The organism is Paracoccus sp. R86501, from assembly GCF_042466435.1.
Classification (GTDB): domain Bacteria; phylum Pseudomonadota; class Alphaproteobacteria; order Rhodobacterales; family Rhodobacteraceae; genus Paracoccus.
Genome location: NZ_JAXHPZ010000001.1, coordinates 1342660 through 1367895, shown reverse-complemented (window position 1 = coordinate 1367895; position 25236 = coordinate 1342660). Strand labels below are relative to the sequence as shown.

At 64.8% G+C, this 25236-nt stretch carries 20 protein-coding genes; 12 read left to right on the top strand and 8 right to left on the bottom strand.

Features of this window, described 5'->3' with window-relative positions; translation table 11 throughout:
* Positions 1–57 precede the first annotated feature (57 nt).
* The 6 genes from SJY40_RS06670 to SJY40_RS06645 all read left to right on the top strand — a co-directional run bounded on the left by SJY40_RS06670 (position 58) and on the right by SJY40_RS06645 (position 6349).
* Entirely contained in the window at positions 58–1656 is a 1599-nt protein-coding gene (locus tag SJY40_RS06670; protein WP_378944108.1) for an ABC transporter substrate-binding protein, read from the top strand.
* Between the two features lie 9 nt (positions 1657–1665).
* On the top strand, positions 1666–2754 hold the full coding sequence (locus SJY40_RS06665) for an ABC transporter permease (protein ID WP_378944105.1): 1089 nt from the start codon (positions 1666–1668) through the stop codon (positions 2752–2754).
* Positions 2751–3662 carry a nickel transporter permease gene (gene nikC, locus SJY40_RS06660; RefSeq protein WP_378944102.1) on the top strand — a complete coding sequence of 304 codons (912 nt, stop codon included), beginning with the start codon at positions 2751–2753 and terminating at the stop codon, positions 3660–3662. Before SJY40_RS06665 ends, nikC begins: the two co-directional genes overlap by 4 nt.
* Entirely contained in the window at positions 3659–4546 is an 888-nt protein-coding gene (locus tag SJY40_RS06655) for an ABC transporter ATP-binding protein (RefSeq protein WP_378944100.1), read from the top strand. Before nikC ends, SJY40_RS06655 begins: the two co-directional genes overlap by 4 nt.
* A 3-nt stretch (positions 4547–4549) precedes the next feature.
* On the top strand, positions 4550–5302 hold the full coding sequence (locus SJY40_RS06650; RefSeq protein WP_378944097.1) for an ABC transporter ATP-binding protein: 753 nt from the start codon (positions 4550–4552) through the stop codon (positions 5300–5302).
* Positions 5303–5416: 114 nt separating this feature from the next.
* The gene (locus SJY40_RS06645; protein WP_378944094.1) at positions 5417–6349 is read left to right on the top strand and encodes an MYG1 family protein; all 933 of its coding nucleotides are present in this window, start codon (positions 5417–5419) and stop codon (positions 6347–6349) included.
* A gap of 42 nt (positions 6350–6391) precedes the next feature.
* On the opposite strand, the gene SJY40_RS06640 is transcribed toward SJY40_RS06645, so the two are convergent.
* Both SJY40_RS06640 and SJY40_RS06635 read right to left on the bottom strand, forming a co-directional pair.
* Positions 6392–7870 (bottom strand): NAD-dependent succinate-semialdehyde dehydrogenase, encoded by a 1479-nt coding sequence (locus SJY40_RS06640; protein WP_378944091.1) that lies wholly within the window; start codon positions 7868–7870, stop codon positions 6392–6394.
* Between the two features lies 1 nt (position 7871).
* A complete protein-coding gene (locus tag SJY40_RS06635) occupies positions 7872–9149 on the bottom strand; it encodes a 4-aminobutyrate--2-oxoglutarate transaminase (protein WP_378944088.1) in 1278 nt (425 codons plus the stop codon).
* Between the two features lie 131 nt (positions 9150–9280).
* On the opposite strand from SJY40_RS06635, the gene SJY40_RS06630 reads away from it, so the two are divergent.
* The gene (locus SJY40_RS06630; protein WP_378944086.1) at positions 9281–9853 is read left to right on the top strand and encodes a cupin domain-containing protein; all 573 of its coding nucleotides are present in this window, start codon (positions 9281–9283) and stop codon (positions 9851–9853) included.
* A gap of 15 nt (positions 9854–9868) precedes the next feature.
* Here SJY40_RS06630 and SJY40_RS06625 read toward each other — a convergent pair whose 3' ends face one another.
* Both SJY40_RS06625 and SJY40_RS06620 read right to left on the bottom strand, forming a co-directional pair.
* A complete protein-coding gene (locus SJY40_RS06625; protein WP_378944083.1) occupies positions 9869–11251 on the bottom strand; it encodes a sensor histidine kinase in 1383 nt (460 codons plus the stop codon).
* Positions 11244–11915: a winged helix-turn-helix domain-containing protein gene (locus SJY40_RS06620; protein ID WP_378944081.1), complete on the bottom strand. Its 672-nt coding sequence runs from the start codon at positions 11913–11915 to the stop codon at positions 11244–11246. The genes SJY40_RS06625 and SJY40_RS06620 overlap by 8 nt, the downstream gene beginning before the upstream one ends.
* A gap of 145 nt (positions 11916–12060) precedes the next feature.
* Between SJY40_RS06620 and SJY40_RS06615 the strand changes: the two genes are divergently transcribed.
* The 4 genes from SJY40_RS06615 to SJY40_RS06600 all read left to right on the top strand — a co-directional run bounded on the left by SJY40_RS06615 (position 12061) and on the right by SJY40_RS06600 (position 17035).
* Positions 12061–13575: an ArnT family glycosyltransferase gene (locus SJY40_RS06615; RefSeq protein ID WP_378944078.1), complete on the top strand. Its 1515-nt coding sequence runs from the start codon at positions 12061–12063 to the stop codon at positions 13573–13575.
* Entirely contained in the window at positions 13575–14573 is a 999-nt protein-coding gene (locus SJY40_RS06610; RefSeq protein ID WP_378944076.1) for a glycosyltransferase family 2 protein, read from the top strand. Before SJY40_RS06615 ends, SJY40_RS06610 begins: the two co-directional genes overlap by 1 nt.
* Positions 14570–15022, top strand: a complete 453-nt coding sequence (locus SJY40_RS06605) for a GtrA family protein (RefSeq protein ID WP_378944073.1) — start codon at positions 14570–14572, stop codon at positions 15020–15022. The genes SJY40_RS06610 and SJY40_RS06605 overlap by 4 nt, the downstream gene beginning before the upstream one ends.
* 87 nt (positions 15023–15109) lie before the next feature.
* Entirely contained in the window at positions 15110–17035 is a 1926-nt protein-coding gene (locus SJY40_RS06600; protein WP_378944070.1) for a TonB-dependent receptor domain-containing protein, read from the top strand.
* A 54-nt stretch (positions 17036–17089) separates the two neighbouring features.
* On the opposite strand, the gene SJY40_RS06595 is transcribed toward SJY40_RS06600, so the two are convergent.
* From SJY40_RS06595 to SJY40_RS06580, 4 genes are read right to left on the bottom strand one after another with little or no spacing between them, the layout of a single operon-like run.
* Positions 17090–17890, bottom strand: coding sequence for a sugar phosphate isomerase/epimerase family protein (locus tag SJY40_RS06595; protein WP_378944067.1), 801 nt, complete (start codon positions 17888–17890; stop codon positions 17090–17092).
* Entirely contained in the window at positions 17890–19119 is a 1230-nt protein-coding gene (locus SJY40_RS06590; RefSeq protein ID WP_378944065.1) for a DUF6005 family protein, read from the bottom strand. Before SJY40_RS06590 ends, SJY40_RS06595 begins: the two co-directional genes overlap by 1 nt.
* Positions 19116–21842 (bottom strand): IucA/IucC family protein, encoded by a 2727-nt coding sequence (locus SJY40_RS06585; protein ID WP_378944063.1) that lies wholly within the window; start codon positions 21840–21842, stop codon positions 19116–19118. Before SJY40_RS06585 ends, SJY40_RS06590 begins: the two co-directional genes overlap by 4 nt.
* Complete coding sequence (locus SJY40_RS06580; RefSeq protein WP_378944060.1) at positions 21832–23454, bottom strand: IucA/IucC family protein; 1623 nt, start codon at positions 23452–23454, stop codon at positions 21832–21834. Before SJY40_RS06580 ends, SJY40_RS06585 begins: the two co-directional genes overlap by 11 nt.
* A 258-nt stretch (positions 23455–23712) precedes the next feature.
* Here SJY40_RS06580 and SJY40_RS06575 point away from each other — a divergent pair, with 258 nt between their 5' ends.
* On the top strand, positions 23713–25233 hold the full coding sequence (locus SJY40_RS06575) for an ABC transporter substrate-binding protein (protein ID WP_378944057.1): 1521 nt from the start codon (positions 23713–23715) through the stop codon (positions 25231–25233).
* Positions 25234–25236 lie beyond the last annotated feature (3 nt).

The following is a 25236-nucleotide window of genomic DNA, read 5'->3' as shown; positions in this document are numbered from 1 at the left end:
GCACGTCATGAAGCCCGCGGAAAGCGGGACGGAAACACGACCTTCAGGGAAACCATCATGACATTGAAACTGACCACGCGCGCCGTGCTGCTGGCATCCGCCCTTGCACTGTCGTCCGCCGCCTATGCCGAAACGCCCGCCGATACGCTGGTCGTTGCGCATACCATCGACGACATCATCAGCCTTGATCCCGCCCAGACCTTCGAGTTCTCGGGCAATGACGTGAACAACAACACCTATGACCGGCTGGTTGACTTCGATCCGCTGGACATGGACGCAGGCTTCAAGCCCAGCCTTGCCGAAAGCTGGGAGGTGTCCGAGGACGGCTTGTCCATCACCTTCACCATGCGCGACGGCGTGATGTTCCATTCGGGCAACCCCGTCCGCGCCGAGGATGCGGCCTTTTCGCTGCGCCGTGCGGTCAAGCTGGACAAGACGCCCGCCTTCATCCTGACGCAGTTCGGCTTTACCGCCGACAATGCCGACGAGATGATCGCCTTTGACGACAAGACGCTGACGCTGACGCTGGACAAGCCCTATGCGCCGTCCTTCGTGCTGAACTGTCTGACCGCCAATATCGCCAGCATCATCGACAAGGAAACCGTCCTTGCCAATGAACAGGACGGCGACATGGGCAATGGCTGGCTGAACACGAACGAAGCCGGGTCAGGCGCCTATACCCTTGCCGCATGGCGCCCGAATGAGGCCGTGCAGCTGGCCGCATACGAAGACTATTGGCAGGGCGCGCCCGCGATGAAGCGGGTGATCGTGCGCAACGTCGCCGAATCCAGCGCGCAGCGTTTGCTGCTGGAACAGGGCGACATCGATGTGGCCCGCAACCTGACGCCGACGGATGTGGAAAGCATCGGCTCGGTCGATGGGGTCAAGGTTCAGGACGAACCCCGCGGCCGCATGATGTACATGGGCCTGAACCAGAAGGACGAACTGCTGTCCAACCCCGCCGTGATCGAGGCGATGAAATATCTGGTCGATTACGAAGGCATCACCGGCAGCTTCCTGAAAGGTCAGTTCACCACCCATCAGGCCTTCCTGCCGCTTGGCTATCTTGGCGTGCTGGAAGACCAGCCATGGACCTATGACGTCGAAAAGGCCAAGCAGATCCTGTCTGACGCCGGGATCGACGGCGGCACCATCACCACCCGCGTCCGCGACCTGCGCGAATATATCGATGTTGCGCAAACCTTGCAGGCGTCGATGGCGCAGGTCGGTCTGACGCTGGAAATCGAACAGATGACCGGTGCGCAGGTGCTGGACGCCTATCGTGCGCGCGAAGTGCCGATCTTTATCGGTGAATGGGGCCCCGACTATTCCGACCCCAACACCAACGCCGCGACCTTTGCCTTCAACCCCGACAACAGTGACGAGGCCAAGGCCGTCGGCCTGCTGGCATGGCGCAACGCTTATGCCGTCCCCGAGGACATGAACGAGGCGACCGTGGCGGCCACACTGGAACAGGACGCCGACAAGCGCGCCCAGATGTACAAGGACATCCAAGCGCAATATCAGGCCGAGGCTCCGATCATCCCGCTGTTCCAGCGCATCGAACAGGCGGGTCTGCAGGACAATGTGCAGGACTGGTTCAGCGGCGGCGCGGTGACCTCGGTCATCTACCGTCAGGTGACGAAGGGCGAATAACCCTTGGCCATGACCGAAAACACGGGCGCCGGGGGCAACACCCCCGGCGCAAGCCGTCCCGACCCCTCGCATCGCAGCGCCATCCGCAGGCGGCGTGCCCGCAGCATTGCGGGCACCGTTCTGTCGCTGACCCTGACCCTGCTGGGCCTGCTGCTGGTCACCTTTATCATCGGCCGCGTCATGCCCATCGACCCCGTGCTGAAGGTCGTCGGCGACCGCGCCACGCAGGCGCAATATGACGCCGCCTATATCGCCATGGGGCTGGATCGCCCGCTGGTCGTGCAGTTCATCGGCTATATCGGCGACGTGCTGACGGGCGATTTCGGGCGCTCGATCTCGACCGGCCAGCTGGTCAGCGCCGACATCAAACGCGTCTTTCCCGCCACCTTCGAACTGGCGACCCTTGGTACGCTGATCGGCATCTTTATCGGTGTGCCGCTTGGCGTGATCGCCGCCGCGCGCAAGGGTGGCATCATCGATCAGGTCGCCCGCGTCGTGGCGCTGGTCGGATATTCGATGCCGATCTTCTGGCTGGGGCTGATGGGCCTGCTGATCTTCTATGGTATCCTTGGCTGGGTCGGGGGACCGGGCCGTCAGGGCATCATCTATGACGGCATGGTGCCAAGCGTTACCGGCATGATCCTGGTGGACAGCCTGCTGGCCCGTGACTGGGCGGCCTTCCGCGATGCCTTCAGCCACATCATCCTGCCAGCCAGTCTGCTGGGATATTACAGCCTTGCCTATATCAGCCGCATGACCCGCAGCTTCATGCTGGAACAGCTGTCGGCGGAATATGTCATCACCGCCCGCGTCAAGGGCATGTCGGAAAACGCGGTCATCTGGCGTCACGCCTTCCGCAACATCGCCATACCCCTGACCACGGTCATCGCGCTGTCCTTCGGTTCGCTGCTGGAAGGGTCCGTCCTGACCGAGATCATCTTCAGCTGGCCCGGTCTTGGCCAATACATCACACGCGGCCTTTTGTCGGGCGACATGAACGCGGTCCTTGGCGGCACCGTCGTCGTCGGCGTCTGTTTCGTCGTTCTGAACCTGTTCAGCGACCTGCTGTACCGCGTCCTTGACCCGAGGTCGAAATGAGCAACACCATATCCCGCCGCGACTGGCTGCTGTCCGACGCCCCCCAGACCCGCAGGCAGGCCCGCCTTGGGGCCATCTATCAAGGCTGGCTGACCTTTCGTGCGAACAAGCTGGCGATGGTCGGGCTGATCATTCTGGTGCTGCTGATCGGCATGGCGATCTTTGCGCCGTGGATCGCGCCGCAGAACCCCTATGCGCAGGATCTGGGGTCGCGTTTGCAACCGCCATCTGCCGCGCATTGGCTGGGCACCGATGGGTTGGGGCGCGATATCATGTCCCGCCTGATCCACGGGTCGCGGATCACCCTGTTCATTGTCGGCACCGTCGCGCTGATAGCGCCGATCATCGGGTTGTTCATCGGCACGGTCGCGGGCTTTGCCGGTGGCTGGGTCGATCAGGTGCTGATGCGGATCACCGACATCTTTCTGGCCTTCCCCAAGCTGATCCTTGCGCTGGCCTTTGTCGCGGCCCTTGGCCCCAGCATCGGCAACGCGGTTCTGGCGCTGGCACTGACGGCATGGCCACCCTATGCGCGCCTCGCGCGGGCGGAAACCCTGACCATCCGCCACGCCGATTTCATCGCCGCTGCCCGCCTGCAGGGCGCAGGACGGCTGCGGCTGCTGATCGGTCATATCTGGCCGCTTTGCGTCAGTTCGCTGATCGTGCGGGTGGCGTTGGACATGGCGGGGATCATCCTGTCGGCGGCGGGTCTTGGCTTCCTTGGCCTTGGGGCACAGCCCCCAATGCCGGAATGGGGGGCGATGATTTCGGATGGTCGCACCTATATCCTTGATTTCTGGTGGGTTGCGGCCATGCCGGGTTTGGCGATCTTCACCGTCTCGATTGCGTTCAACCTGCTGGGCGACGGGTTGCGTGACGTCCTTGACCCGAAAGGAGACAAGTCATGACCGACGCTCCGCTTCTTTCCGTGCGCGATCTGCGCGTCACCTTCCCGACCCGTCAGGGCAGCTTTCAGGCCGTGCGCGGGGTCAGCTTCGATCTGGGCCGCGAACGTCTGGGCGTGGTGGGCGAATCCGGCAGCGGCAAATCCATGACAGGCCGCGCCATTCTGGGGCTGGTCCGTCCGCCCGGACAGGTCACCGCGACGTCGATGACGCTGGAGGGGGAAACGATCCTCAACCTCTCCGACCGTCAGATGCGCAAAATCCGTGGCGGGCGGATCAGCATGGTCATGCAGGACCCCAAGTTCAGCCTGAACCCCGTGATGACCGTCGGCCAGCAAATCATCGAGGCGTATCGCCTGCACGCCAAGGCCCCCCGCGAAGCCGCCCGTCAAAAGGCGCTGGAGATGTTGGAGGCCGTGCAGATCCGCGACCCCGAACGTGTGATGAACGCCTATCCGCACGAGGTGTCGGGCGGCATGGGCCAGCGCATCATGATCGCCATGATGCTGGCCCCCGATCCGCGCATCCTGATCGCCGACGAACCGACCAGCGCCTTGGATGTGTCTGTCCGGACCGAGGTGTTGAACATCATGGATCGTCTGGTGCGTGATCGCGGCATGGGGCTGATTTTCGTCAGCCACGACCTGAACCTTGTGGCGCAATTCTGCGACCGCGTGCTGATCATGTATGCGGGGCGCATCGTGGAAACGCTGGCGGCCAAGGACCTGCATAACGCGCAGCACCCCTATACCCGCGGCCTGCTGTCCAGCCTGCCGCGGTTGGAGGCGCCGGTGGAACGCCTGCCGGTCCTGCAACGTCAGGACAGCTGGCGCGACGGGGAAACCCTGATGCCCCATGCCGATACCGACCTGCCCGGAGGGTTGTAAGCCATGCTGAACGTCGAAAATCTGAACGTCTGGTTCGGGCTTGTGCCCGACCGCGTCGATGCGGTCAAAAACGTCGAATTCAACGTGACTTCGGGTGAAAGCTTTGGTCTGGTCGGGGAATCCGGTTCGGGGAAATCGACCATTCTGCGCGCGATTGCGGGGCTGATCCCGACATGGTCGGGCGAAATCACCGTGGATGGCAAGGCGGTGAGAACCGACCGCCGCGGCCGTGCGTTCTTCAAGACCGTGCAGATGGTGTTTCAGGATCCCTATGCCAGCCTGCATCCGCGCCACTCCGTCGATGCGGTTCTGGCGGAAACCCTGCGGCTGCAGGGGATGGACAGCATCGATAAGCGGATCACCAAGCTGCTGGATGATGTCGGTTTGGGCAAGGGCTTCCGTTTCCGCTATCCGCACCAGCTGTCGGGCGGGCAACGCCAGCGCGTGGCCATTGCTCGGGCGCTGGCTGCCGAACCCCGTCTGTTGCTGCTGGATGAACCGACCAGCGCGCTGGATGTCAGCGTTCAGGCGGAAATCCTGAACCTGCTGGCCGATTTGCGGGGCGAACACGGGCTGACCTATGTGATGGTCAGCCACGATCTGTCGGTGGTGGGGCATATGTGCGACCGCTTGGCGGTCATGCAGCACGGTCGCATCGTCGAGGTGATGTCGGTCGATGCGCTGCGCAGTGGCGCGGGCGAACAGGAATACACCCGTCACCTGATCCGGGCATCGGGTGGCTATCAGCCTGCCTGATTGAGGTTACCCGCGGTTTTGCGCTAAGACCCCTTCAAACGCCGTCCGGACCAGCAGGTTCGGGCGGCGATGCCGTTTTCACGCGCGCCGCGCCTTATCCGAAAGACCCGTTTCATGGCCTTCACCCTGCTTGTCACCCATTCCGGCGCGTTCCATGCCGATGAACTGCTGTCCAGCGTCATCCTGACCCGCCTGTCGCCCGATGCGACGCTGATCCGCACCCGCGACCGCGATCTGACGACCCCCGCCGAGGGGCGCGTCATCTATGACGTGGGTCGCGATTACGACGCCGACCGCAATATCTTCGACCACCATCAGCCCGATGCGCCCCTGCGCGAGGATGGCCAGCCGCTCAGCTCGTTCGGGTTGGTCTGGCGTCATTTCGGGATGGACTATCTTGCCGCGCTGGACATCCCCGAGGATCACCGCGCCGATGTCTTCCGGTCCTTCGATCAGGGCTTCGTGCTGCCCATCGACCTGGTCAACAATGGCGTGCTGGCCACATCCACCGCAGGGCCGATGCTGTCGGATCTGACGCTGCCCGCGCTGCTGGAAAGCCTCAAGCCGGTCTTCGACGACCAGTCGCCCGACGCCGATGACCGTGCCTTCCATGCCGCCCTGACCGTCGCCCGTGCCTTTGTCGAGGCGCGCATCCAACGCAAGGCCTCCAAGCTGCGTGCGGAATCCATGGTGATGGCAGCGATTGAGGCCGCAGGCGACGGCAAGGTGCTGGAGCTGCCGATGGGCATGCCCTTCCGCTCGGCGGTGCTGAAGGCTGGGGCCGATCACCTGCTGTTCGTGGCGACGCCGCGTTCAGACGGCTGGACCCTGACCGGCATCCGTCTGGCCGAGGACGGTTTCGACCTGCGCGCCGATCTGCCCGCCGCATGGGCCGGTCTGACCGATGAGGCGTTGGAGGAAGCCTCGGGCGTCAAGGGTGCCAAGTTCTGCCACAACGGTCGCTTCATCGCCGTGGCCGACACGCGCGAGGCGATCATGCAGCTGGCCGATCTGGCGGTGGCCGAGGCCGAAGCCGCGATGGCCTGATCGATCCGCCGCGCGCGTCACCGGGCGCGGCGAAACCTGTCCTCAGCCGATGCCGCCAAGGCAGATGTTCTTGATCTCGAGGTAATCCTCGATCCCGTATTTCGACCCCTCGCGGCCCAGGCCCGATTGCTTGATGCCGCCGAAGGGCGCCACCTCGGTCGAGATGAGGCCGGTGTTGACCCCGACCATGCCGCTTTCCAGACGCTCGGACACGCGCCAGACGCGGTTCAGATCGCGGCTGTAGAAATAGGCCGCCAGCCCGAATTCGCTGTCGTTGGCCATCTCGACGGCCTCGGCCTCGGTGTCGAAGCGGATCAGGGCCGCCAGTGGACCGAAGGTTTCCTCGTGGCAGACAAGCATGTCGCGGGTCACGTCGCGGATTACGGTGGGCTGGAAGAACGACCCGCCCAGATCGGACCGCTTGCCGCCGGTCAGCACCGTCGCGCCATTGCCCTGCGCATCGGCGATATGGCTTTCGACCTTGGCGATGGCCGCATCATTGATCAGCGGGCCGGTGGTGACGCCGTCGTCAAACCCGTTGCCGACCTTCAACGCCTTGACCGCCGCCGTCAGCTTTTCGGCAAAGGCGTCATAGACCCCGGCCTGCACATAGATGCGGTTGGCACAGACACAGGTCTGGCCGTTGTTCCGGAACTTGGCGATCATCGCGCCTTCCACCGCCGCATCCAGATCGGCGTCGTCGAAGACGATGAAGGGGGCATTGCCGCCCAGCTCCAGCGACAGTTTCTTGATGGTGCCGGCGCTCTGCTCCATCAGGATCTTGCCGACGCGGGTCGATCCGGTGAAGGTGATCTTGGCGACCTTGGGATTGGCGCAGAGTTCCTGCCCCACACCCGCTGCATCGGTCGAGGGGATGATGTTCAGCACCCCCGCCGGAATGCCCGCCCGTTCGCCCAAGACCGCCATGGCCATGGCCGACAGCGGCGTCAGATCGGCGGGCCGCCCCACAAAGGTGCAGCCGGCGGCCAGCGCGGGCGCGACCTTGCGGGCGATCATGGCGTTCGGGAAGTTCCAGGGCGTGATGGCGCCCACAACGCCGATGGGCTGCTTCAGGACCATGATGCGCGTGTCGCGCTGATGGCCGGGAATGACGTCGCCATAGATGCGCTTGGCCTCTTCGGCGAACCATTCGATGAAGGACGCGCCATAGAGGATCTCTCCGCGCGCCTCGGGCCAGGGCTTGCCCATTTCGGCGGTCAGGATGGTGGCCAGATCGTCGGCATTTTCCACGATCAGGTCGTGCCAGCGGCGCATGATGGCCGAGCGTTCCTTGCCCGTCAGCGCGGCCCAATCGGGACCGGCGCGATAGGCGGCATCGACGGCCGTCGTCGTGTCAGCGGTGGTCAGATCGGCGACATGGGCGATCAGATCGCCGGTCGCCGGATCATGCACGGCGAAACGCGCCGCGCCATCGACCCACTGGCCGTCGATCAGCCCGCGCGTTTCCAGCAGCGAGGGATCCTTCAGCGTCAGGGGCTTGGGGGAAGTTGCGATATTCATCTTACTTGCCTTTCACGGCGTCGATCGACGCCTCGAGGATGTCCAGGGCCTCGGCGAAGATGTCGTCGGGGATGGTCAGCGGCGCAAGGAAACGGATCACGTTGCCATAAACGCCGCAGGTCAGCAGGACCAGGCCGCGGCGCAGGGCCTCGGCGCGGATGGCGTTGACCATGTCGGGGTTGGGGGCCTTGCCGTCGGCGGTGTTGAACTCGGCGGCGACCATGAAGCCGGGGCCGCGCACATCGACCATTTCGGGCACGCGGGCGCGGATCGATTCAAGCCGCTGCTTCAGGCGCGAGCCAAGAGTGTTGGCGCGGTTGCACAGGTCCTCGTCCTCGATCACGTCCAGAACGGCGTGGGATGCAGCGATGCCAAGCGGGTTGCCGCCATAGGTGCCGCCAAGGCCGCCGGGCTGGGCGGCATCCATGATCTCGGCCCGTCCGGTTAGCGCGGCCAGCGGCAGACCGCCCGCAAGGCCCTTGGCCATGGTGGTGATGTCGGGGACGACGTCATAGTTTTCCATCGCGAACATGCGGCCCGTGCGGGCGAAACCGGTCTGGATTTCATCCGCGATCATCAGGATGCCGTGGTCGTCGCACAGCTTGCGTAGATCGCGCATCAGTTCGGCAGGGGCGGGATAGAAGCCGCCTTCGCCCTGCACGGGTTCGATGATGATGGCGGCAACGCGGTCGGGGTCCAGATCGGCCTTGAACAGCTTGTGCAGCGCATCCATCGTATCCGCGACCGAGGTGCCGTGCAGATCGATCGGGAAGGGCACGTGATAGACGTCGGGCATCATCGCGCCGAAGTTCTTCTTGTAGGGCGCGACCTTGCCCGTCAGGCTCATGCCCATGAAGGTCCGGCCGTGGAAGGCACCGCCAAAGGCGATGACGGCGGGGCGGCCGGTGGCGGCACGGGCGACCTTGATGGCGTTTTCGACGGCCTCGGCACCGGTGGTGACAAACACCGTCTTCTTGGCGAAATCGCCCGGCACCAGATCGTTCAGGCGTTCGGCCAGGTGGATATAGTTCTCATAGGGCAGGACCTGATGGCAGGTATGGGTGAAGGCCTGCGCCTGCTTTGTCACCGCCTCGATGATGCGAGGGTGGCAATGGCCGGTGTTCACCACCGCGATGCCTGCGGCGAAATCGATGAAGCGGTTGCCCTCGACGTCCCAGACCTCGGACCCCAGAGCGCGTTCGACATAGATCTGCGTCTGCATGCCCACCCCGTTCGAGATGGCCGCGTCGCGCCGTTTTGCAATCTCTGCGTTCTTCATCGTTCGGGTCCTGTCCAAGGGTGGTTGACGATGAAGGGCAAGATAAGACGTTTGGTTTTTTACGAAAGTCTGTTTCTTTGATCTGTCAATATGCTGTAATCATTCCATGCAGTTTGAAACGTAGGTGGATCATGAACGACACTAACGCTTTGCCCCCGGAAATCGAACTGGGACTGCGTCTGCGATTCATCCGCGAACGGGCCGGACATTCCCAACGTGCGCTGGCCAAGCTGACGGGGGTGCCAAATTCCACCATATCGCTGATCGAATCCGGCAAAATGAACCCATCTGTCGGGGCGCTGCGGCGGGTGCTTGATGGCATCCCGATCAGCATGTCCGAGTTCTTTGCCTTCGAACCGGACCCCGAGCAGGTCAGCTTCTATTCCGCCGCCGATCTGACCGAGATCGGCAAGGGCAAGCTGTCGCTGCGGCAGGTGGGTGCGAACCTTTTCGGGCGGGCGCTGATGATGCTCTATGAAACCTATGACATCGGGGCCGACACGGGCCGCGTCATGTACGGCCACGCCGGCGAGGAAAGCGGTATCGTCCTGTCGGGTCGTGTTGAGGTGACGGTCGGCCCGCAGCGCAAGGTTCTGGGACCGGGGGACGCCTATTACTTCGACAGCCGCGCCCCGCACCGCTTCCGTCAGGTCGGACCCGAGAAATGCGTACTGGTCAGCGCCTGCACGCCGCCAACCTTCTGAGCCCACCTTCTGACGCTAACCGCGCAGGGGGAAGCTGACGACGATATCGGCGCCGGGGGCATTGTCGCCGACCGTGACGGATGCGTCATGCATGTCGGTGATCGCCTTGACCAGCGCCAGCCCCAGCCCGTTGCCCGGGGTATGGCGGCTCTGATCGCCGCGATAGAAGCGACGGAAGACCTGATCGCGCTGATCGGCGGGAATGCCCGGCCCATCGTCGCGCACCCGCAGTTCGACCGCCTCATCGGTGCTGCGGGTCTGCAGGGTGATGGTGGTGCCAGGGGGACAGTGGCGGATGGCGTTCTCCACCAGGTTCGACATCAGCTGCACCAACAGCCCACGGTCGCCATGCACGATCGCGGGTGTGGCCGACAGATCGGTCAGCAGCCGCTGGCCCTGATCTTCTGCGGACGGGGCATAGGCATCCATGATCAGCTCGGCCACCTGGTTCAGATCGACCTGCTCCATCCGCGCGTGGCGATTGTCGGCGCGGATCTGGGCGATGCGCAGCAGGGCGTTGAAGGTGGCGATGATCTCCTCGGTCTGGGCAAGGGCGGCTTCGGCGCGGGGGGCGGCGTCGCTCGGGTCGATGACGATGGCTTCCAGCCGCTGGCGAAGGCGCTGCAGGGGCGTGCGCATGTCATGGGCGATATCGTTCGAGATTTGTTCCTGGCTTTCCACCAGCGCCTTGACCTGATCCAGCATGCGGTTCACCTCGGCCCCCACGCGGGACACGTCGTCGCGCGCCAGATGGGCGTCGGGAATGCGGGCATCCAGCTGACCGGCCGATACCTGTTCCAGCGTCGCGGATATGGCGGTGATGCGGCCTTCGGTGATGCGCCCGACGCGGATGCCGACGATCAACCCAAGTGCGATCACCAGCAGATAACCCGCCACCAACGCGCCGCTCAGCGCCTCCAGCAGTTCGCCGACCATGTGATCGCCCGTGCCCTGCACCAGCCGATAGGGGCCGATTTGATCGTGACGCATCCAGTAGATGCCGACTTCGTCATGCAGATGATCGCCCAGCATCAGGGTATCGGCATCAAGCCGCAGGGGCAGATCGTCATCAAAGACCCCGGCGACATTGCCCGCCACGACCACGCCGTCGGCGTCGCGCAGCTGATAGATGCGCGATGTCTCGAAGCTGACCTTGGAGAGGGCGTCCACGCTGCCGATCAGACCGGTGTCGCCTTCGTTTTGCCAGATGCGCGATAGGGATTTCGCGTCACCGTGCATCTGGTCACGGACCCATCCCCCGACCTCGTAGTCGGTGAACCAATAGGCCATGACAAAGACCAGTGCCGAGAGGATCGAATAGAGAAACGCGAATTGCAGCGATAACCGCAGAGAGGTTCGCAGGCTGAAGATGCCGCTGGGCCGTGCGCTGTCAGACATGGATGCTGTATCCCGCGCCGCGGACCGTATGGATCAGGGGGGCATCAAACGGTTTGTCGATCTTGTTGCGCAGGCGGCTGATATGGGTCTCGACCACATTCGTCTGCGGGTCGAAGTGGAAATCCCAGACATCTTCCAGCAGCATGGTACGGGTAACGACGCGGTCGGCGTTCTTCATCAGCACGCTCAGCAGGCGGAATTCGCGCGGTTGCAGGGGGATATCCTCACCTGCACGGGTAACGCTGTGCTTCAGCAGATCGACAGTCAGGTCGCCCACCGTCAGCCGCGTCTGTTCCGCCTGTATGGGGGGACGACGCGCAAGGGCGGTCAGGCGGGCGGACAGTTCGGAAAAGGCGAAGGGCTTGACCAGATAGTCGTCGGCCCCGGCCTCCAGCCCCGTGACGCGGTCGTCCAACCCCCCGAGGGCGCTGAGGAACAGCACCGGGGTATCCACCCCCGAGGCGCGGATCGCCTTGACCATCGCCAGCCCGTCCAGCCCCGGCAGCATGCGGTCCACCACCATCACGTCGAAATTGCCGTCCAGCCCCAGAAGGAAGCCGGCCTTGCCATCCGTCGCAAGGTCCGTGACATGCCCAAGCGCCCGTAGGCTGGAACAGATGTAGTCTGCCGTTTCGGCGTCATCTTCAACGACAAGTACATGCATGCGGATCGCCCCATCTTGGTCGGGGCGATCATAACCCGTCCCAAGGGGGGGCACCATCGCCCGAAAGATTACCGATCCGTATAGAAGCGACCATCTTGGGGCGACCACATGGGGCCTAGGACCGGGATCAACAAAGGATGGACCGGTGACAGCGACAGATTTCATGGCGATCGGGGCGGCCCCCTTGCCCAAGGGGCGTCTTGCCCTGCGTGCGGGGGACAGGGCGGTCATATGGGGGCTGCTGGCAATTGCGCTGGGTCTGCGGGTGCTGGGGATGTTCTGGCTGCCCTTTGTGGATACGACCGAGGCCCGCTATGCCGAGATCGCCCGCATCATGGTCGAGACGGGCGACTGGATCACGCCCCAGTTCGACTATGGCGTTCCCTTCTGGGGCAAGCCGCCGCTGCATACATGGCTGTCGGCGCTGGGGATGCAGGTCTTCGGGGTAAACGGCTTTGGTGCACGCGTGCTGATCCTGGCGACCGCGCTGGGCATCCTGGCGCTGGTCCACGGCTTCGTCGCCCGGCATAAGGGGCGCGATCAGGCACTGCTGGCGGTGGCGGTTCTGGCGACTTCAGGGATGTTCTTCGGCGCCTCGGCCTTCGTCATGACGGATGTTCCCATGTTGCTGGGAACGGTGATGACGATGGTCGGCTTCTATAACGCCATCACCGGGGGGACGAACGCCCGGCGCTGGGGGATTGCCGCTTTCGTGGGGCTGGCTATCGGCATGCTGGCCAAAGGGCCGCTGGTCATCGTCATCACCGAGCTGGCGCTGGTCCCCTGGCTGGCGCTGGGCGGACGCTGGCGCATGCTGGGTCGTCTGCCATGGGGAGCGGGGCTGGCGGTCTTCTGCGCGCTGACCCTGCCGTGGTACATCGCGGCCGAGATCAAGACCCCCGGCTTCCTGCGCTATTTCATCATCGGCGAACATGTCCAGCGCTTCCTGGTGTCCGATTGGCAAGGGGATCTCTATGGCTCGGGTCATGCGCGTCCCAAGGGGATGATCTGGCTGTATCTGGTCGGGACCTTCCTGCCGTGGACGCTGTTCGCGCTGGCCCTGCTGCCCCGTGCCGGGGCCGTGGCCCGGACGTGGCGACAGGATGGCAACGGCTGGCACGGCTATCTGCTGATGTGGGTGCTGGCGCCGGTGATCCTGTTCACGCCCGCCGCCAACATCCTGTCGGCCTATGCGCTGCCTGCCATGCCTGCGCTGGCAATCCTGCTGGTTTCGCTCTGGGCGGATGCGCGTCCCGACAGCGGGCGGGTGGCACGCATGGCGGTTCTTCCGGCGCTGGGCATCGTGCCGCTGGTCTTCGGGCTGATCGCTGCGCTCAGCATCTTTGCACCGCAGGTGATGAAGCTGAACACCCAGCGCGAACTGGTTGCCGCCGCCCGTACCGTTGACCCGGACGTTGCGCTGACATTCACCGGACGCCGCAGTTTCGCGGCCGATTTTTATACCGCAGGCCGGGCGCATTTCGACACCGATGGCGCCGCGCTGGGCGGGCTTGCCACCAATGACACCCGCGATGCCGTCGCCATCCCGACCACGGCCGAGGCCCGGCTGGCGCCGTTGTTGGGGCCGGACTTCCGCCGCATCGGAGAATTCGGACGGCGCGTGCTGTTCATCGAAACCCCTGCAGGAGCTGATCTGTGATGAAGGATCTTGCCCAGACGCTTGAACTGACCGACTTCCCTGGCGCTCCGGGTCTGCGCCCCGATCTGTCCTTCGTGATCCCCGCCTTCAACGAGGCCGGCAACATCACCCAGACGATCCGCCAGGTCTGTGCCGAAGCGACCCGCCTTGTGCCCAGCTTCGAGGTGATCGTCGTCGATGACGGCAGCAGCGATGGCACCTGGGCCGAGGCATCCGCCCTTGCCAATGCCCTGCCGCTGCGGGTGCTGCGCCTGTCGCGCAACTTCGGCAAGGAACAGGCGATCATGGCCGGATTGCAGGCCGCCGAAGGTGCCGCCGTGGTGATCCTGGACGCCGATCTGCAGGAACCCCTGACCCATCTGGAAACGATGCTGCGCCACCGCGCCGACGGATACGAGATGGTCTATGCCGTCCGTGCCCACCGTGATGACGAAAGCCCGGCCAAGCGGCTGTTCACCAAGGCCTTCTATCGGTTGCTGAACATGGGCGCCGAGACCCCCATTCCCGCCGATGCCCGCGATTTCAGGCTGATGGACCGCAAGGTCGTCGATGCGCTTTGTGCGCTGCCTGAACGCAACCGCTTCATGAAAGGCCTCTATGGCTGGGTCGGTTTCCGCACCAAGGCGGTCCCCATCGCGCTGCAGCCGCGCCACAGCGGGCGCAGCAAGTTCGGATTTCGCGGCTTGCTGAAGCTGGGGCTGACGGGGCTGACCTCGTTCACTGCCTGGCCGCTGCGGGTCTGGACGGGGGTGGGGATGACGGTCGCACTGGCCTCGATCGTCTTCGGGATCTGGATCGCCATCCGCACGATGGTCTTCGGGATCGAGGTTCCGGGCTGGGCCTCGGTCGTGGTGGCGGTATCGCTGCTGGGAGGGGTCCAACTGCTGTCGGTGGGCATTCTGGGCGAATACCTTGCGCGCGTCTTCACCGAAGTGAAGGGTCGCCCCGGCTATATCGTCGCCGAGGAACGTCGCGCGTCTTCGGACATCAGGCCATGATCGGCCAGATCCTGCGCTTTGGTGCGGTGGGCGGGCTTGCCACCATGGTCCACATGCTGATCGGCACCATGCTGATCCAATCGGGCCGGGCGGCGCTGGTCGCCAATTGCGTGGCCTTTGCCATCGCCTTTGCCGTCAGCTTCCTTGGCCACATCAGCTTTTCCTTTGGTCGTCAGCACGTCGATCCGGTCGCGGCGCTGTGGCGCTTTGGCTGGGTGGCGATGCTGGGTTTCGGGGTCAATCAGGGGGTGCTGCTGGCGCTGCTGCGGCTGACCGAACTGCCCGCGATGCTGGCTTTGATGGTGTTGACCACGGTGGCTGCGGCGATCTCCTTCGCGCTGTGCCGCGGGTGGGCCTTCCGTGACCGATCTGCACCGCTGATCGCCCGTGCCTGTGCAAAAACGGCAATCTGCGAAAATGCGCTTAACACAGGGGGGCATTGGCACTAGAACGCCCGTATCAGCAAGCCCGCGCGCATCGTCGCCATCGCCAGCCGTTATCGCATCCGATGGAGACGACCCATGCCCAGACACAGCATGGCAGCGCTTTTGCTTGGCACTGCCTTTCTTCCCGCAATCGCATCCGCCCAGACCGCGACCGATCCCGTATTGCTCAAGCCGATCGTGCTGCAGGCCGACGCGGCTGCCGCAAGCCAGGTCGCCGTATCCGCCGATCAGCTGGACGATGCGCGCAACGGCAGCATGAAGGACATCTTCCGCGCCGAACCCAGTGTCATCGTCGGCGGTGGCATGGCGCTGACCGAACGGGTCTTCGTCAACGGCATCGACCAGCAGCAGCTGGCCGTCACCGTCGACGGCGCGGCCCAGAACAACCGCATGTTCCACCACACAGGCACCAATGTCATCGATCCCGGCCTGCTGAAGGCTGCGCGCGTCGATGCAGGCGTGGCCCCGGCGGATGCGGGCTTTGGCGCCTTGGCGGGCAGCATCGCATACGAGACGAAATCCGCGCTGGACATGCTGGAGGACGGCCAGACCTATGGCGGTCAGGTGACCACCGGCTATGCCTCGAACGGCGATACGACCGAGGGGTCGGTGACGCTTTATGGCCGTCAGGGGCCGGTCGATGCGCTGGTCTACGCCAAGCGCGCCACCGGCAATGATTATGAAGACGGCGCGGGCGACAATGTCGATCACACCGGCGCGGATCTGAACAGCTATGCCTTGAAGCTGGGCGCCGAGATGGGCGACTGGCGTGCCGAGTTCGGCGCCCTTCAGGTGCAGGACGACGCGCTGCGCCCCTATCGCGCAAACCTTGGCGGGTTGGTCGGTCGCACGAATGAGGCGCGCCGCTATGCGCTGAAGCAGACGACGCAGACCCTGAACCTGCGCCGTCTGTCGGCAGACGGGCTGTTCGATCCTGAATTCGTCGTCACTCAGTCCCGCAGCGATCTGGACACCTATGACCTGAACACCGACGGCAGCTATGCCGACGATTACAACAAGGGCGATGCCGACACGCTGACCATCAAGGCACAGAACCACTTTGCCCTTGGCACGATGGACATTACCGCAGGTCTGGACCACGCGCGCAGCAAGGCGACCTATGAAGGCATCTTCCGCGGTGATGCCGGCAACTTCCGCGAGGATGTGACCAATACCGGTGCCTTCGCGCAGGCACGCGGCACGCATGGCCAGTTCGATTACAGCGCCGGTCTGCGCTATGACTGGAACCGCTTCACCGGCGCGGGCGGTCAGTCCGTCGACACCGAAGGCGCCAGCGCCAATGCCGCCGTCACTTGGCACGCCACCGATGCGCTGGCCCTGAACGCCGGCTATTCGACCGTCTTTGGCGGGACGCCGCTGGCTGCGGTCTATGACCTCTATGAGGCATATGAAACGGCGGATGCCTATGACGACCTGCGCCACACCCGTGCGCAGAACGTCGTCTTGGGGGCCGAATGGACCACCGGCGATACCACCCTGGGGGCAGAGCTGTTCCGCACCCGACTGAACGACGCCCGTAAGAAGCTGGCCGTGCATGACGTCGAATCCAAGGGCTTCCGCCTGTCGGCGCGTCAGGATTGGGTCGGCGGCTATGCCACCCTGCGCTACAGCGATACCGATGTGCAGGTCGATGGCGGCGATGCGACCACTTATGACCTGCTGGACCTCGGCACCGTGCCGGGCCGCATCCTGACGCTGGAGGCGCGCCATCAGGTCATGGCCGGTCTGGATCTGGGCGGCGTCATCCAGCACACGCTGGACGAAGACGGCGTGGGGGTCGATGCCTCCAGCGATTGGCCGGGCTATACCGTGGTCGATGTCTTTGCCGAATATGAACCCGCGCAATACGACAACCTGACCCTGCGGGCCGAGGTCAACAACCTCTTCGACCGCGATTACATCGACCGTGCCAGCTATGGCGGCGATTTCGAGGATGTGCTGGGCCAGAAAGAAGCGGGCCGCAGCATCGGCCTGTCGGCGCAAGTGCGCTTCTGATCGACACCATGCAATGAAAAGGGGCCCGGCAATGCGCCGGGCCCCTTTGTCCTGTCAGGCGGCCTTGCGGGCCAGTCTTTGCCTGATCCGCGCCAAATCCGCCCGCATCACCGCCATCGGCGCCGGTCCGAACCATTCCAGCGAGACATCGGCATCATCGGGCAGGGCACGCAAAATGGCATCGTAATCCAGCACGCCGTCGAACAGCGGACAGATGCCGTCGCGGCTGCCTTGCGGGTCGTGGATGTTGTCCGGCGCGAAGACCCCAAGCCGATCGCGGCCTGTTACGCTTTTCAGATGCAGGTGCAGCAGATAGGGCGCCAGCGCGGGCAGGGCTGCTATCGGATCTGCGCCGCCTTCCCAGACATGCAGGATATCGACGTTCAACCCGATGGCGGGGTGGTCCAGCTGATGCATCAGAGCCAGCGTGGCGGGCAGGCTGTCTGCCAACGTGCCGGGGTGCGTCTCGATCGCGATGCGGATGCCGTGGTTCTGCGCCATATCAGCCACCACGCGCAGATCACGCAGGATGGCGCAATGGTCATCGATACCCGTACTGCCCGACCCGAGGCCGCCTGCGAACAGCCGCAGGCGCGGGGCCTTCCAGCGGGCCGTCAGCGCGACCAGCCGTCGTGCCTGATCGCGGGAGAAGGCAGGGGTGCCCAACGGCAGATAGCCCGACAGCATCGGCACGTTCGGGCGCAGCGGCAGGGCCGCCCAATCATCGGCCATGCGTTCGGCATGCGGCGCCCAGATCTCGACCCCGTCGAAGCCCGCGCCCAGCACCTGCCGCGCCAGATCCTGCGCCGAAATCGACGTATGCCGCAGTGCGACGGAACAGGCGTGGACCCGCATCATAGGCCGTCCTGCCAGCGGGCGTGCCATTCGGCCACCGTGGCCTTGATGCCGCGTTCCAGCGTAGCCAGTGCGTCCAGATCGGCCATGACGCGGGCCAGATCCTCGGCGCTGCCACCACGGGCATAGGCGACGGCCCGCAGATGGGCGGCGTTCAGCCCGCCGTGCAGCGCCGCAATCCGTTCGCAGCATTCCTCGAAGGCGTCGTAATCCGCGCCCTCGATGTCGCCGAAGATCGCCAGCGCATGTTCATAGGCATATTTGCGGATCGCGATGACCGGCAGTTCACGCAGCGCGCCTTCGAGGTCTGGGCGGGGCAGGAAGGTGGCATGGGCCTGCACGATCCGGCGCATCGCCTCGATCAGCGGGACGGCATCGGGATCGAAGGTCGCCGCGAAGATCGCCTGAATGCCGTTGTCGCTGGCGGGATGGGCATTGGCATTGTCGAAGACATAGCCCCCCGCCACGGTATCGCGCAGGAAGGCCGCGCGCAGGTCGGCGGCGGGGACCGGACCCTCCCACCGGAAATCGGGGTCGCGCATCAGCCAGTTTGCCGGATCGTCGGTCGGCTGGATAAGCGCGTAATGCGGAAACGGGTCCTGGGCGAACTTGTTGTCGCGGGTCGGCAGCAGGAACATGTCCACCATCGGCATGACATAGGTGCCGGGCCGCCAATCGGCCAGCAGATCATGAAGGCGCGTCAGGTTGTCCGCCTTGGGGGCGGCATCGTCATACCACCGCGTCACACGCAGCCCGAACAGCCGCTGCGCCCAGTCCAGATAGAAGCCGTGGTCGATGTCCTGCGCGTGATAGGACAGGCGCATCCGGTCATCGACGATCACCTGCCCATCCCACAGCCCGATATAGAGCGGTCGGTGATCGATGCCGCCCTTGTCCTTCAGCGCCTGCGACAGACAGCTGACGACGCAATGAACCTTGATGTCCAGCGGCTCTTCCTCGGGCGGGGCGACGCCTGCCAAGACCTGTGCCAGCGCCAGGACCGTCATGCCGGGGGCGCGGTCGAAGGTATCCTCGGCCATCTCGATTCCGGCTTCGTCCAGATGCAGCATCAGCGTCATCAGGGCGACGGAATCCAGCCCCAGATCGTGTCCAAGACGCGCCTCGGGGCCGAAGGCGGCCATGCGGGGGTTGGCCATCGGGCCTGCAAGGATGCCCTGGATGGTGGTCAGGACGGCTTCGGGCGTGGCGATGGTAGCGGGCTGGTTCATGCGGGCACCTCGGTCAGGGTTGCAGCCAGATCGCGGCGGGCGATCTTGCCGTTCGCGCCGCGCGGCAGCCGGTCCATCGGGATCAGACGGGCGGGACGCTGGCGGGGCGAGAGGGCCGCGGCCAGATGGGCATCCAGTGCCTCGGGGGTGATGTCGCCGACGAAGGCCAGCGCCGGACGCTGCGTGGCGGTCGGATCGGGGATGGCGAAGGCCACAGCGTCGCGGACGGCGGGCAGGGCCATCGCGGCGGCCTCGATCTGGTCGGGATAGACATTGACCCCGGCCACGTCGATCACCTCGGCTGCGCGGCCCGCATAGATCAGGTGGCCACGGTCGTCGATGATGCCCAGATCGCCGGTGGCGATGTCATCGCCCGCGCCTTGGATGACCACCGGACCGGGGCTGTCCTGTCCCGCCGTGATCCGCACATGCGGCAGAGGGTGCCCCATGTCCTGCGGGCTGACAGGGGCGGCGGCAATGGCGACGCAGCCGGCCTCGGAACAGCCGTATTGCTGGAACAGATGGTCGCAGGCGTCCCGGATGTCGTCGAACCACCCCTGCGGCAGCACCGTCCCTGACGACATCACCCCATGCAGCCCGCCCTTGCCTGCAAAGCGGGACAGGATGTGCAGCAGCGGCGGCGCGGCATAAAGCAGGGGTCGGTCGATGGATTTCAAATGGCGCAGGATGGCCTTGGGGTTGGCGCTGTCCAGAACCACGGGCCGATGCCCGCGGGCCTGCGCCACCATCACCCCCGCGATCAGCCCATAGGAATGGGTGATCGGCGCCGCGATGACCGGCGTCATCTCGGCGGCCTGCGGGAAGGCGGCGATATAGGCCTCGATCTCGGTCTGGATGGCGGCCCAGCTGCGGGCGATGACCTTGGGGGTGCCGGTGGTGCCGCTGCTGGTCTGGATCAGCACGCCACCGGGAACATGGGGCGCATCCTGCCCCAGATCGGTGATGCCTGCGTCATCGGCGATGGCATCGCACCCCGCACGCAGGGCCAGCTGCCGCCCTTGATCTGCGGGCGTTTCGGGATGGATCGGAAAGCAGGACGCCCCCGCATCCCGCAGCCGCAGGATCTGCGACAGGCAGGTGGCCTTGTTCGACATATGCAGCGCGATCCGGCTGCGTTCGGGGTCGCGGCCATGCATCAGATCGGGCAGGGCGGGATCGTTCGGGTCCACGATACGGTCGTCCAGATAAAAGAGATCGGCCATCGGTTCAGCAGTCCTCAGCGGGTTGGGGGCAGGATGGGTCGCCGTCACGCCCAGCAGGCGCGCGGCAAGGCTTTCGGCGGGATAGGTGGCAAGGTCGGTGCCAAAGTCCGGCGCAGGGCGCAGGACGTGGCGGGCCATGGCCCAGAAGTCGGCCTCGGGAAGGGTGCCGTCGCGGTGCAGCAGGTCCGACAGATCGGACAGCACATGCGTCACAAGGCAATCCATCACCAGATCGCGCAGACCGGTGGCGGCACCCATGCGGTGGTATGTGCCGTCGGGGGCGTCGGCCATCGCAGGCTCGATCGCGGCAAGGTCCGGGATCATGTCGGGACGGGCCAGCAGATGCGGGACGTATTCCAGGCTTTCGCTGAAATCGCGGGCAACGAGACCCGTCGGCCAGCCGTCGTCCTGCCGGATCAGCATGTTCTGGCCGTGCGCCTCCAGCGCGATGCCGTGATGGGTCATCAGGTGCCAGACAGGGCGCAGCACGGCCAGAAGTTGCGTGACCCAGGCCCGCGCCCCGTGGCGTTCCAGCCAGGGCGCGATGACTGCCCGGCCATCGGGGTCGCGCAGGGACAGCATCGACAGCGGTATGGCATCTTCCGGCGGCGGGCTGCGGCGGATGGCGGCAAGCCGCCCGCCGATCAGGTCGCGCCCGACGATGGCCGCGCCATGTTCGGGCAGGATGGTCAGACCCGCCAGCGCCGGATCGCTCTCCACCACCCGCATCAGCCACCCCGAGATCGCGGGCGCAACGCCCACCGACCAAGGCACCAGATCGCGGACCGAGGATGTGACCCCGACCCCAAGCGCCAGCTTCAGGTGGTCGCCGCCGTCCCGGTCGGCCAGCGTGCGCAGCGATGCCGTGGCCTGCATGTCGGGGCCGTGGTGGTCCAGCACCCGGATGCGGCCCTGATCCAGCCATTGGCGGACCTGCGGATCATCGCGCAGCCGCGCCCATTGCCACGGGTGGACGGGCATCGCGCCCGCCTTGGCGAAACCTGCGGCGACATCGGTGCCGCTGCGGGTGATCAGCGCGGGGTTGACCTCCAGCCAAAGCGGACGGATCGGCGCGCCGAACTCGGGCGCATAGGCGGCGTTGTCGGCATCCGAAAACCCGATGCGGGCCTTGAAGCCGGGGTGATAGGGGTGGCCTTCGGACAGCGCGGCCTCCAGCGGCAGGGCGCGCAGGTTCGCGCGACCCTTGGGCGGGGTTCCTGCAGCGCGCAGGAAATGCGCGCTGCGCCGGGCGGCGTTCAGCAGGGCCGTCGGATCATGGCCCGCCTGTCGCAGCGCCTGTTCCAGATGGTCCAGGCTCAGCGGATGCCCCCGACCATCCAGCGGATCGCCCAACAGCCGGACGCGGCCCGTCATCTGCACCCGATGGGGCGCAAGGATTTGCAGCCCGCCAAGGGTCCAGCCGCCAGTGTGGGGCGTCAGGATGCCCTCGAAGGCCAGCGCTTCGATGGTCTGGCGCAGGGTGCGGGCTTCAGGCGACATCGGCAAGCACCCCCGCGTAATGGGGCAGCGGGTTCGGCACGCGGATCATCGGCGCACGTTCGCCGGGGATCAGCAGCTCGTCCGTGCCGCCCAGCTGGGTCAGCATGTTGCCCTTGGCCGGCAACGCCGCATCGCGCAGCCAGCGATGCGCCAGCCGCCCGCCATGCCCCGGCAGATCGCACAGCCCCCGCAAATGCACGGCCAGCCGGTGGAGGGCGTCGGCCTCGGGCATGATGCCGTCCAGTGCCATGCGGTGGATGACGCCGAAGACCTGGTTGACGATCAGGGTATAGCCAAGCGCATCCTCGGCCTCGGACCGGGGATAAACCAGCTGCGGGATGGCGCGCAGTTCATCGTCGGCCATCGGCTCGGCCACATAGAAGCCCTGGTTGTCGCGGATGTCGCAGCGGCGCGGCAGGCCGTGGGACAGGTCAAGCAGGGCATTCTGCTGATGCGCCTCGACCGCGATGCCGGTGGCGTCATACATGCGGACCAGGGGCGCCACCGCGCAGGCCAGATAGGCGTCGAACCAGCGCCCCGCGTCATGCCCTGCCATCACCTGCGCCAGAAGCGATGCGCGCCCGGGCAGAGGCTCGGCCACCAGCCCCGCCACCTGCAGCACCTTGCCGCCCCGCCAGGGATTGTCGCGGAAGATAACCTCCAGCCCGGATTCGCGACGGCCCGGCAGGCGCAGGGTCATCCAATGCGGATCGCCGATCAGCCGCATGGGACCAAAGCGCGACATAAGCGACGCGATGCGCTGCGACATGGCCGCGCCCGCAAGCAGTTCGTGGCGTTTGTTCACCCGCTGCGAATTGGTGATCGTCACCGGCAGCGAGACCTTGATCTGCCACCGGCAATCCGCGCGCCACAACGTCCGGACAGATGAAGTCGCCCACCAGGCATCCCCCACCGGCCCCAGATCGATGATGTCGCCCCGCGCCAGAAGCTCTGCGATCTGCGGGTCTTGCCAGGCGCGGTCCCAGGTCAGCGGATGCGCGGGCAGGATGATGCGACCGGGACCCGCGGCTGCCTGCATGCCGGGCAGGTCGCGGGCGATGTCGTGATCGGTTGCTTCGATCAGTTCTTCGCGGACCGACAGCGCATGCAGCCGCAGTTGCCCGTGCCAGTCGGGGGTCATGGCGCGTTCCTCGGGCGGGGTCATGCCGGTCAGCGCCTTGGGGCAGGGGTGCATCCAATGGCCGAACAGCAGCGCCTGTTCTGCCGTCAGGAAGTCCGGCGTGGCCTGCGGGTCCGCCATGCGGGCGGGCAGCATCGCGGCGATCCGGTCGCGGCTGTTGGTGATGCGCGCGATCAGCTGATCTGCCGCCGCGCCGTGGTTCTGCGCCAGCCAACCCAGCATAAGCGACAACGCATGGCCCGCATCGATGGTGCGCGCGCCCGCCGAGCCGTACAGCGTCAGCATCCGCAGGCGGCCCAGCCCGGTGGCCATGTCCTGATGCAAGCCAATCTGCAGCCGACCCTGCGGCGTCGCGATGTCCTCGTGGTCCAACCCCAGTTCCCGGATGGCGCAGATCAGCAGCGCACGCAGACTGGCCAGATCGGCCAGACGTTCGGAATCGTCAGAATCGCAGGGGTCGGAATACAGCATTGCAGCCTCGGTGGGTTTCGTGCGGCGCGTGCCGCAGTGACGTCATGAGGCTGGCTGGTGCTGGCTGTGGCCGGAATAATATTCTTTAGTATAATAGTCAACTAAATGCCTGACGGGTGGGCGGCATCTGATGAAACGCTTGACGCATCACGGGCTGATGCGCTTATCTGTTCATATAACGATAAGCTGTATTGAACTGTAATACACGCATGAGGGCCCGCATAGACCGGGCCACAGACCCCAACAGGGAGTTGACCGATGAAGACTGCATTCCTGCGCACGACAGCCCTTGCCCTGCTTGCCGCCACGACGGCAGGCGCGGCCTATGCCGACAAGGCTAGCGATACCTTGTCGGTCGCCTTCACCAAGGAACTGGAAAACGTCAACAGCTATTTCAATTCGTCCCGCGAAGGTGTGGTGATGCAGCGGGCTGTCTGGGACGGGCTGATCTATCAGGACCCGCAGACCAATGAGTTCAAGGGCAACCTTGCGACCAGCTGGGAATGGATCGACGACACCACGCTGGAATTCAAGCTGCGCGAAGGCGTGACTTTCCACAACGGCGAACCGTTCAACGCCGATGACGTGGTCTATACCGTCAACTTCGTCGCCGATGAGGCGAATGGCGTCAAAACCCAACGCAACGTGAACTGGATAAAATCGGCCGAAAAGATCGACGATTACACCGTCCGCATTCTGCTGAAGGACAAATTTCCGGCTGCCATCGAATATCTGGCCGGTCCCGTGTCGATCTATCCCGACCAGTATTACGCCGAGGTCGGCCCGTCGGGGATGGGACTGAAGCCGGTCGGCACCGGGCCCTACAAGGTGACCGAGGTGACGCCCGGCCAGCATTTCGTTCTGGCGCGCAACGACGATTACTTCGACGGCCCCAAGGGTCGGCCCGAGATTGCGAATGTCGATATCCGCACCATTCCCGACGTGAACACGCAGATGGCCGAACTGTTTTCCGGCACGCTGGACCTGATCTGGCAGGTGCCGACCGATCAGGCCGAAAAGCTGGGGATGATGGACCAGTTCACCGTTGCCAATGAATCCACCATGCGCATCGGCTATCTGGCGATGGATGCTGCCGGACGTTCGGGGACCGAGGGCAATCCGTTCACCGACCTCAAGGTGCGTCAGGCCGTCAACCATGCGATCAACCGTCAGGATCTGGTCGGTGCGCTGCTGAAAGGGCAAAGCAAGGTCGTGGATACCGCCTGCTATCCCAGCCAGTTCGGCTGCGATCAGGATGTGACCTCCTATGACTATGACCCTGAAAAGGCGCGGGCACTGCTGGCCGAGGCCGGCTATCCCGATGGCTTCACCACCGAGTTCTATGCCTATCGCGACCGCGAATACGCCGAGGCCATCGCCAGCTATCTGAATGCCGTGGGCATCAAGACCGACTTCAAGATGCTGCAATATTCGGCGCTGCGCGAATTGAACATGAAGGGCGATGTGCCCTTGTCGTTCCAGACCTGGGGCAGCTATTCGATCAATGACGCCTCGGCCATGGTCAGCGAATTCTTCAAGCATGGCGCGCTGGATGATGCCCGCGACGACCAGCTGCTGGAATGGTTGACGCTGGCCGACGGTTCGGTAGACCCCGAGGTCCGCAAGGAGAATTACTCCAAGGCGCTGAAGCGGATCGCGGATGAGGCTTATTGGGCGCCGATGTTCAGCTATAACACCAACTATGTCTTCACGAACGAGGTCGCCTATACCCCCACCGCCGATGAGGTCCTGCGCTTTACCACCATGTCCTGGAACTGATCC

What these genes read in the sequence shown, in the direction of transcription:
- SJY40_RS06670 (WP_378944108.1), top strand. Translation starts at nt 58, where the DNA reads ATGACATTGAAACTGACCACGCGCGCCGTGCTGCTGGCATCCGCCCTT.
- SJY40_RS06665 (WP_378944105.1), top strand. Translation starts at nt 1,666, where the DNA reads ATGACCGAAAACACGGGCGCCGGGGGCAACACCCCCGGCGCAAGCCGT.
- nikC (WP_378944102.1), top strand. Translation starts at nt 2,751, where the DNA reads ATGAGCAACACCATATCCCGCCGCGACTGGCTGCTGTCCGACGCCCCC.
- SJY40_RS06655 (WP_378944100.1), top strand. Translation starts at nt 3,659, where the DNA reads ATGACCGACGCTCCGCTTCTTTCCGTGCGCGATCTGCGCGTCACCTTC.
- SJY40_RS06650 (WP_378944097.1), top strand. Translation starts at nt 4,550, where the DNA reads ATGCTGAACGTCGAAAATCTGAACGTCTGGTTCGGGCTTGTGCCCGAC.
- SJY40_RS06645 (WP_378944094.1), top strand. Translation starts at nt 5,417, where the DNA reads ATGGCCTTCACCCTGCTTGTCACCCATTCCGGCGCGTTCCATGCCGAT.
- SJY40_RS06640 (WP_378944091.1), bottom strand. Translation starts at nt 7,870, where the DNA reads ATGAATATCGCAACTTCCCCCAAGCCCCTGACGCTGAAGGATCCCTCG.
- SJY40_RS06635 (WP_378944088.1), bottom strand. Translation starts at nt 9,149, where the DNA reads ATGAAGAACGCAGAGATTGCAAAACGGCGCGACGCGGCCATCTCGAAC.
- SJY40_RS06630 (WP_378944086.1), top strand. Translation starts at nt 9,281, where the DNA reads ATGAACGACACTAACGCTTTGCCCCCGGAAATCGAACTGGGACTGCGT.
- SJY40_RS06625 (WP_378944083.1), bottom strand. Translation starts at nt 11,251, where the DNA reads ATGTCTGACAGCGCACGGCCCAGCGGCATCTTCAGCCTGCGAACCTCT.
- SJY40_RS06620 (WP_378944081.1), bottom strand. Translation starts at nt 11,915, where the DNA reads ATGCATGTACTTGTCGTTGAAGATGACGCCGAAACGGCAGACTACATC.
- SJY40_RS06610 (WP_378944076.1), top strand. Translation starts at nt 13,575, where the DNA reads ATGAAGGATCTTGCCCAGACGCTTGAACTGACCGACTTCCCTGGCGCT.
- SJY40_RS06605 (WP_378944073.1), top strand. Translation starts at nt 14,570, where the DNA reads ATGATCGGCCAGATCCTGCGCTTTGGTGCGGTGGGCGGGCTTGCCACC.
- SJY40_RS06600 (WP_378944070.1), top strand. Translation starts at nt 15,110, where the DNA reads ATGGCAGCGCTTTTGCTTGGCACTGCCTTTCTTCCCGCAATCGCATCC.
- SJY40_RS06595 (WP_378944067.1), bottom strand. Translation starts at nt 17,890, where the DNA reads ATGCGGGTCCACGCCTGTTCCGTCGCACTGCGGCATACGTCGATTTCG.
- SJY40_RS06590 (WP_378944065.1), bottom strand. Translation starts at nt 19,119, where the DNA reads ATGAACCAGCCCGCTACCATCGCCACGCCCGAAGCCGTCCTGACCACC.
- SJY40_RS06585 (WP_378944063.1), bottom strand. Translation starts at nt 21,842, where the DNA reads ATGTCGCCTGAAGCCCGCACCCTGCGCCAGACCATCGAAGCGCTGGCC.
- SJY40_RS06580 (WP_378944060.1), bottom strand. Translation starts at nt 23,454, where the DNA reads ATGCTGTATTCCGACCCCTGCGATTCTGACGATTCCGAACGTCTGGCC.
- SJY40_RS06575 (WP_378944057.1), top strand. Translation starts at nt 23,713, where the DNA reads ATGAAGACTGCATTCCTGCGCACGACAGCCCTTGCCCTGCTTGCCGCC.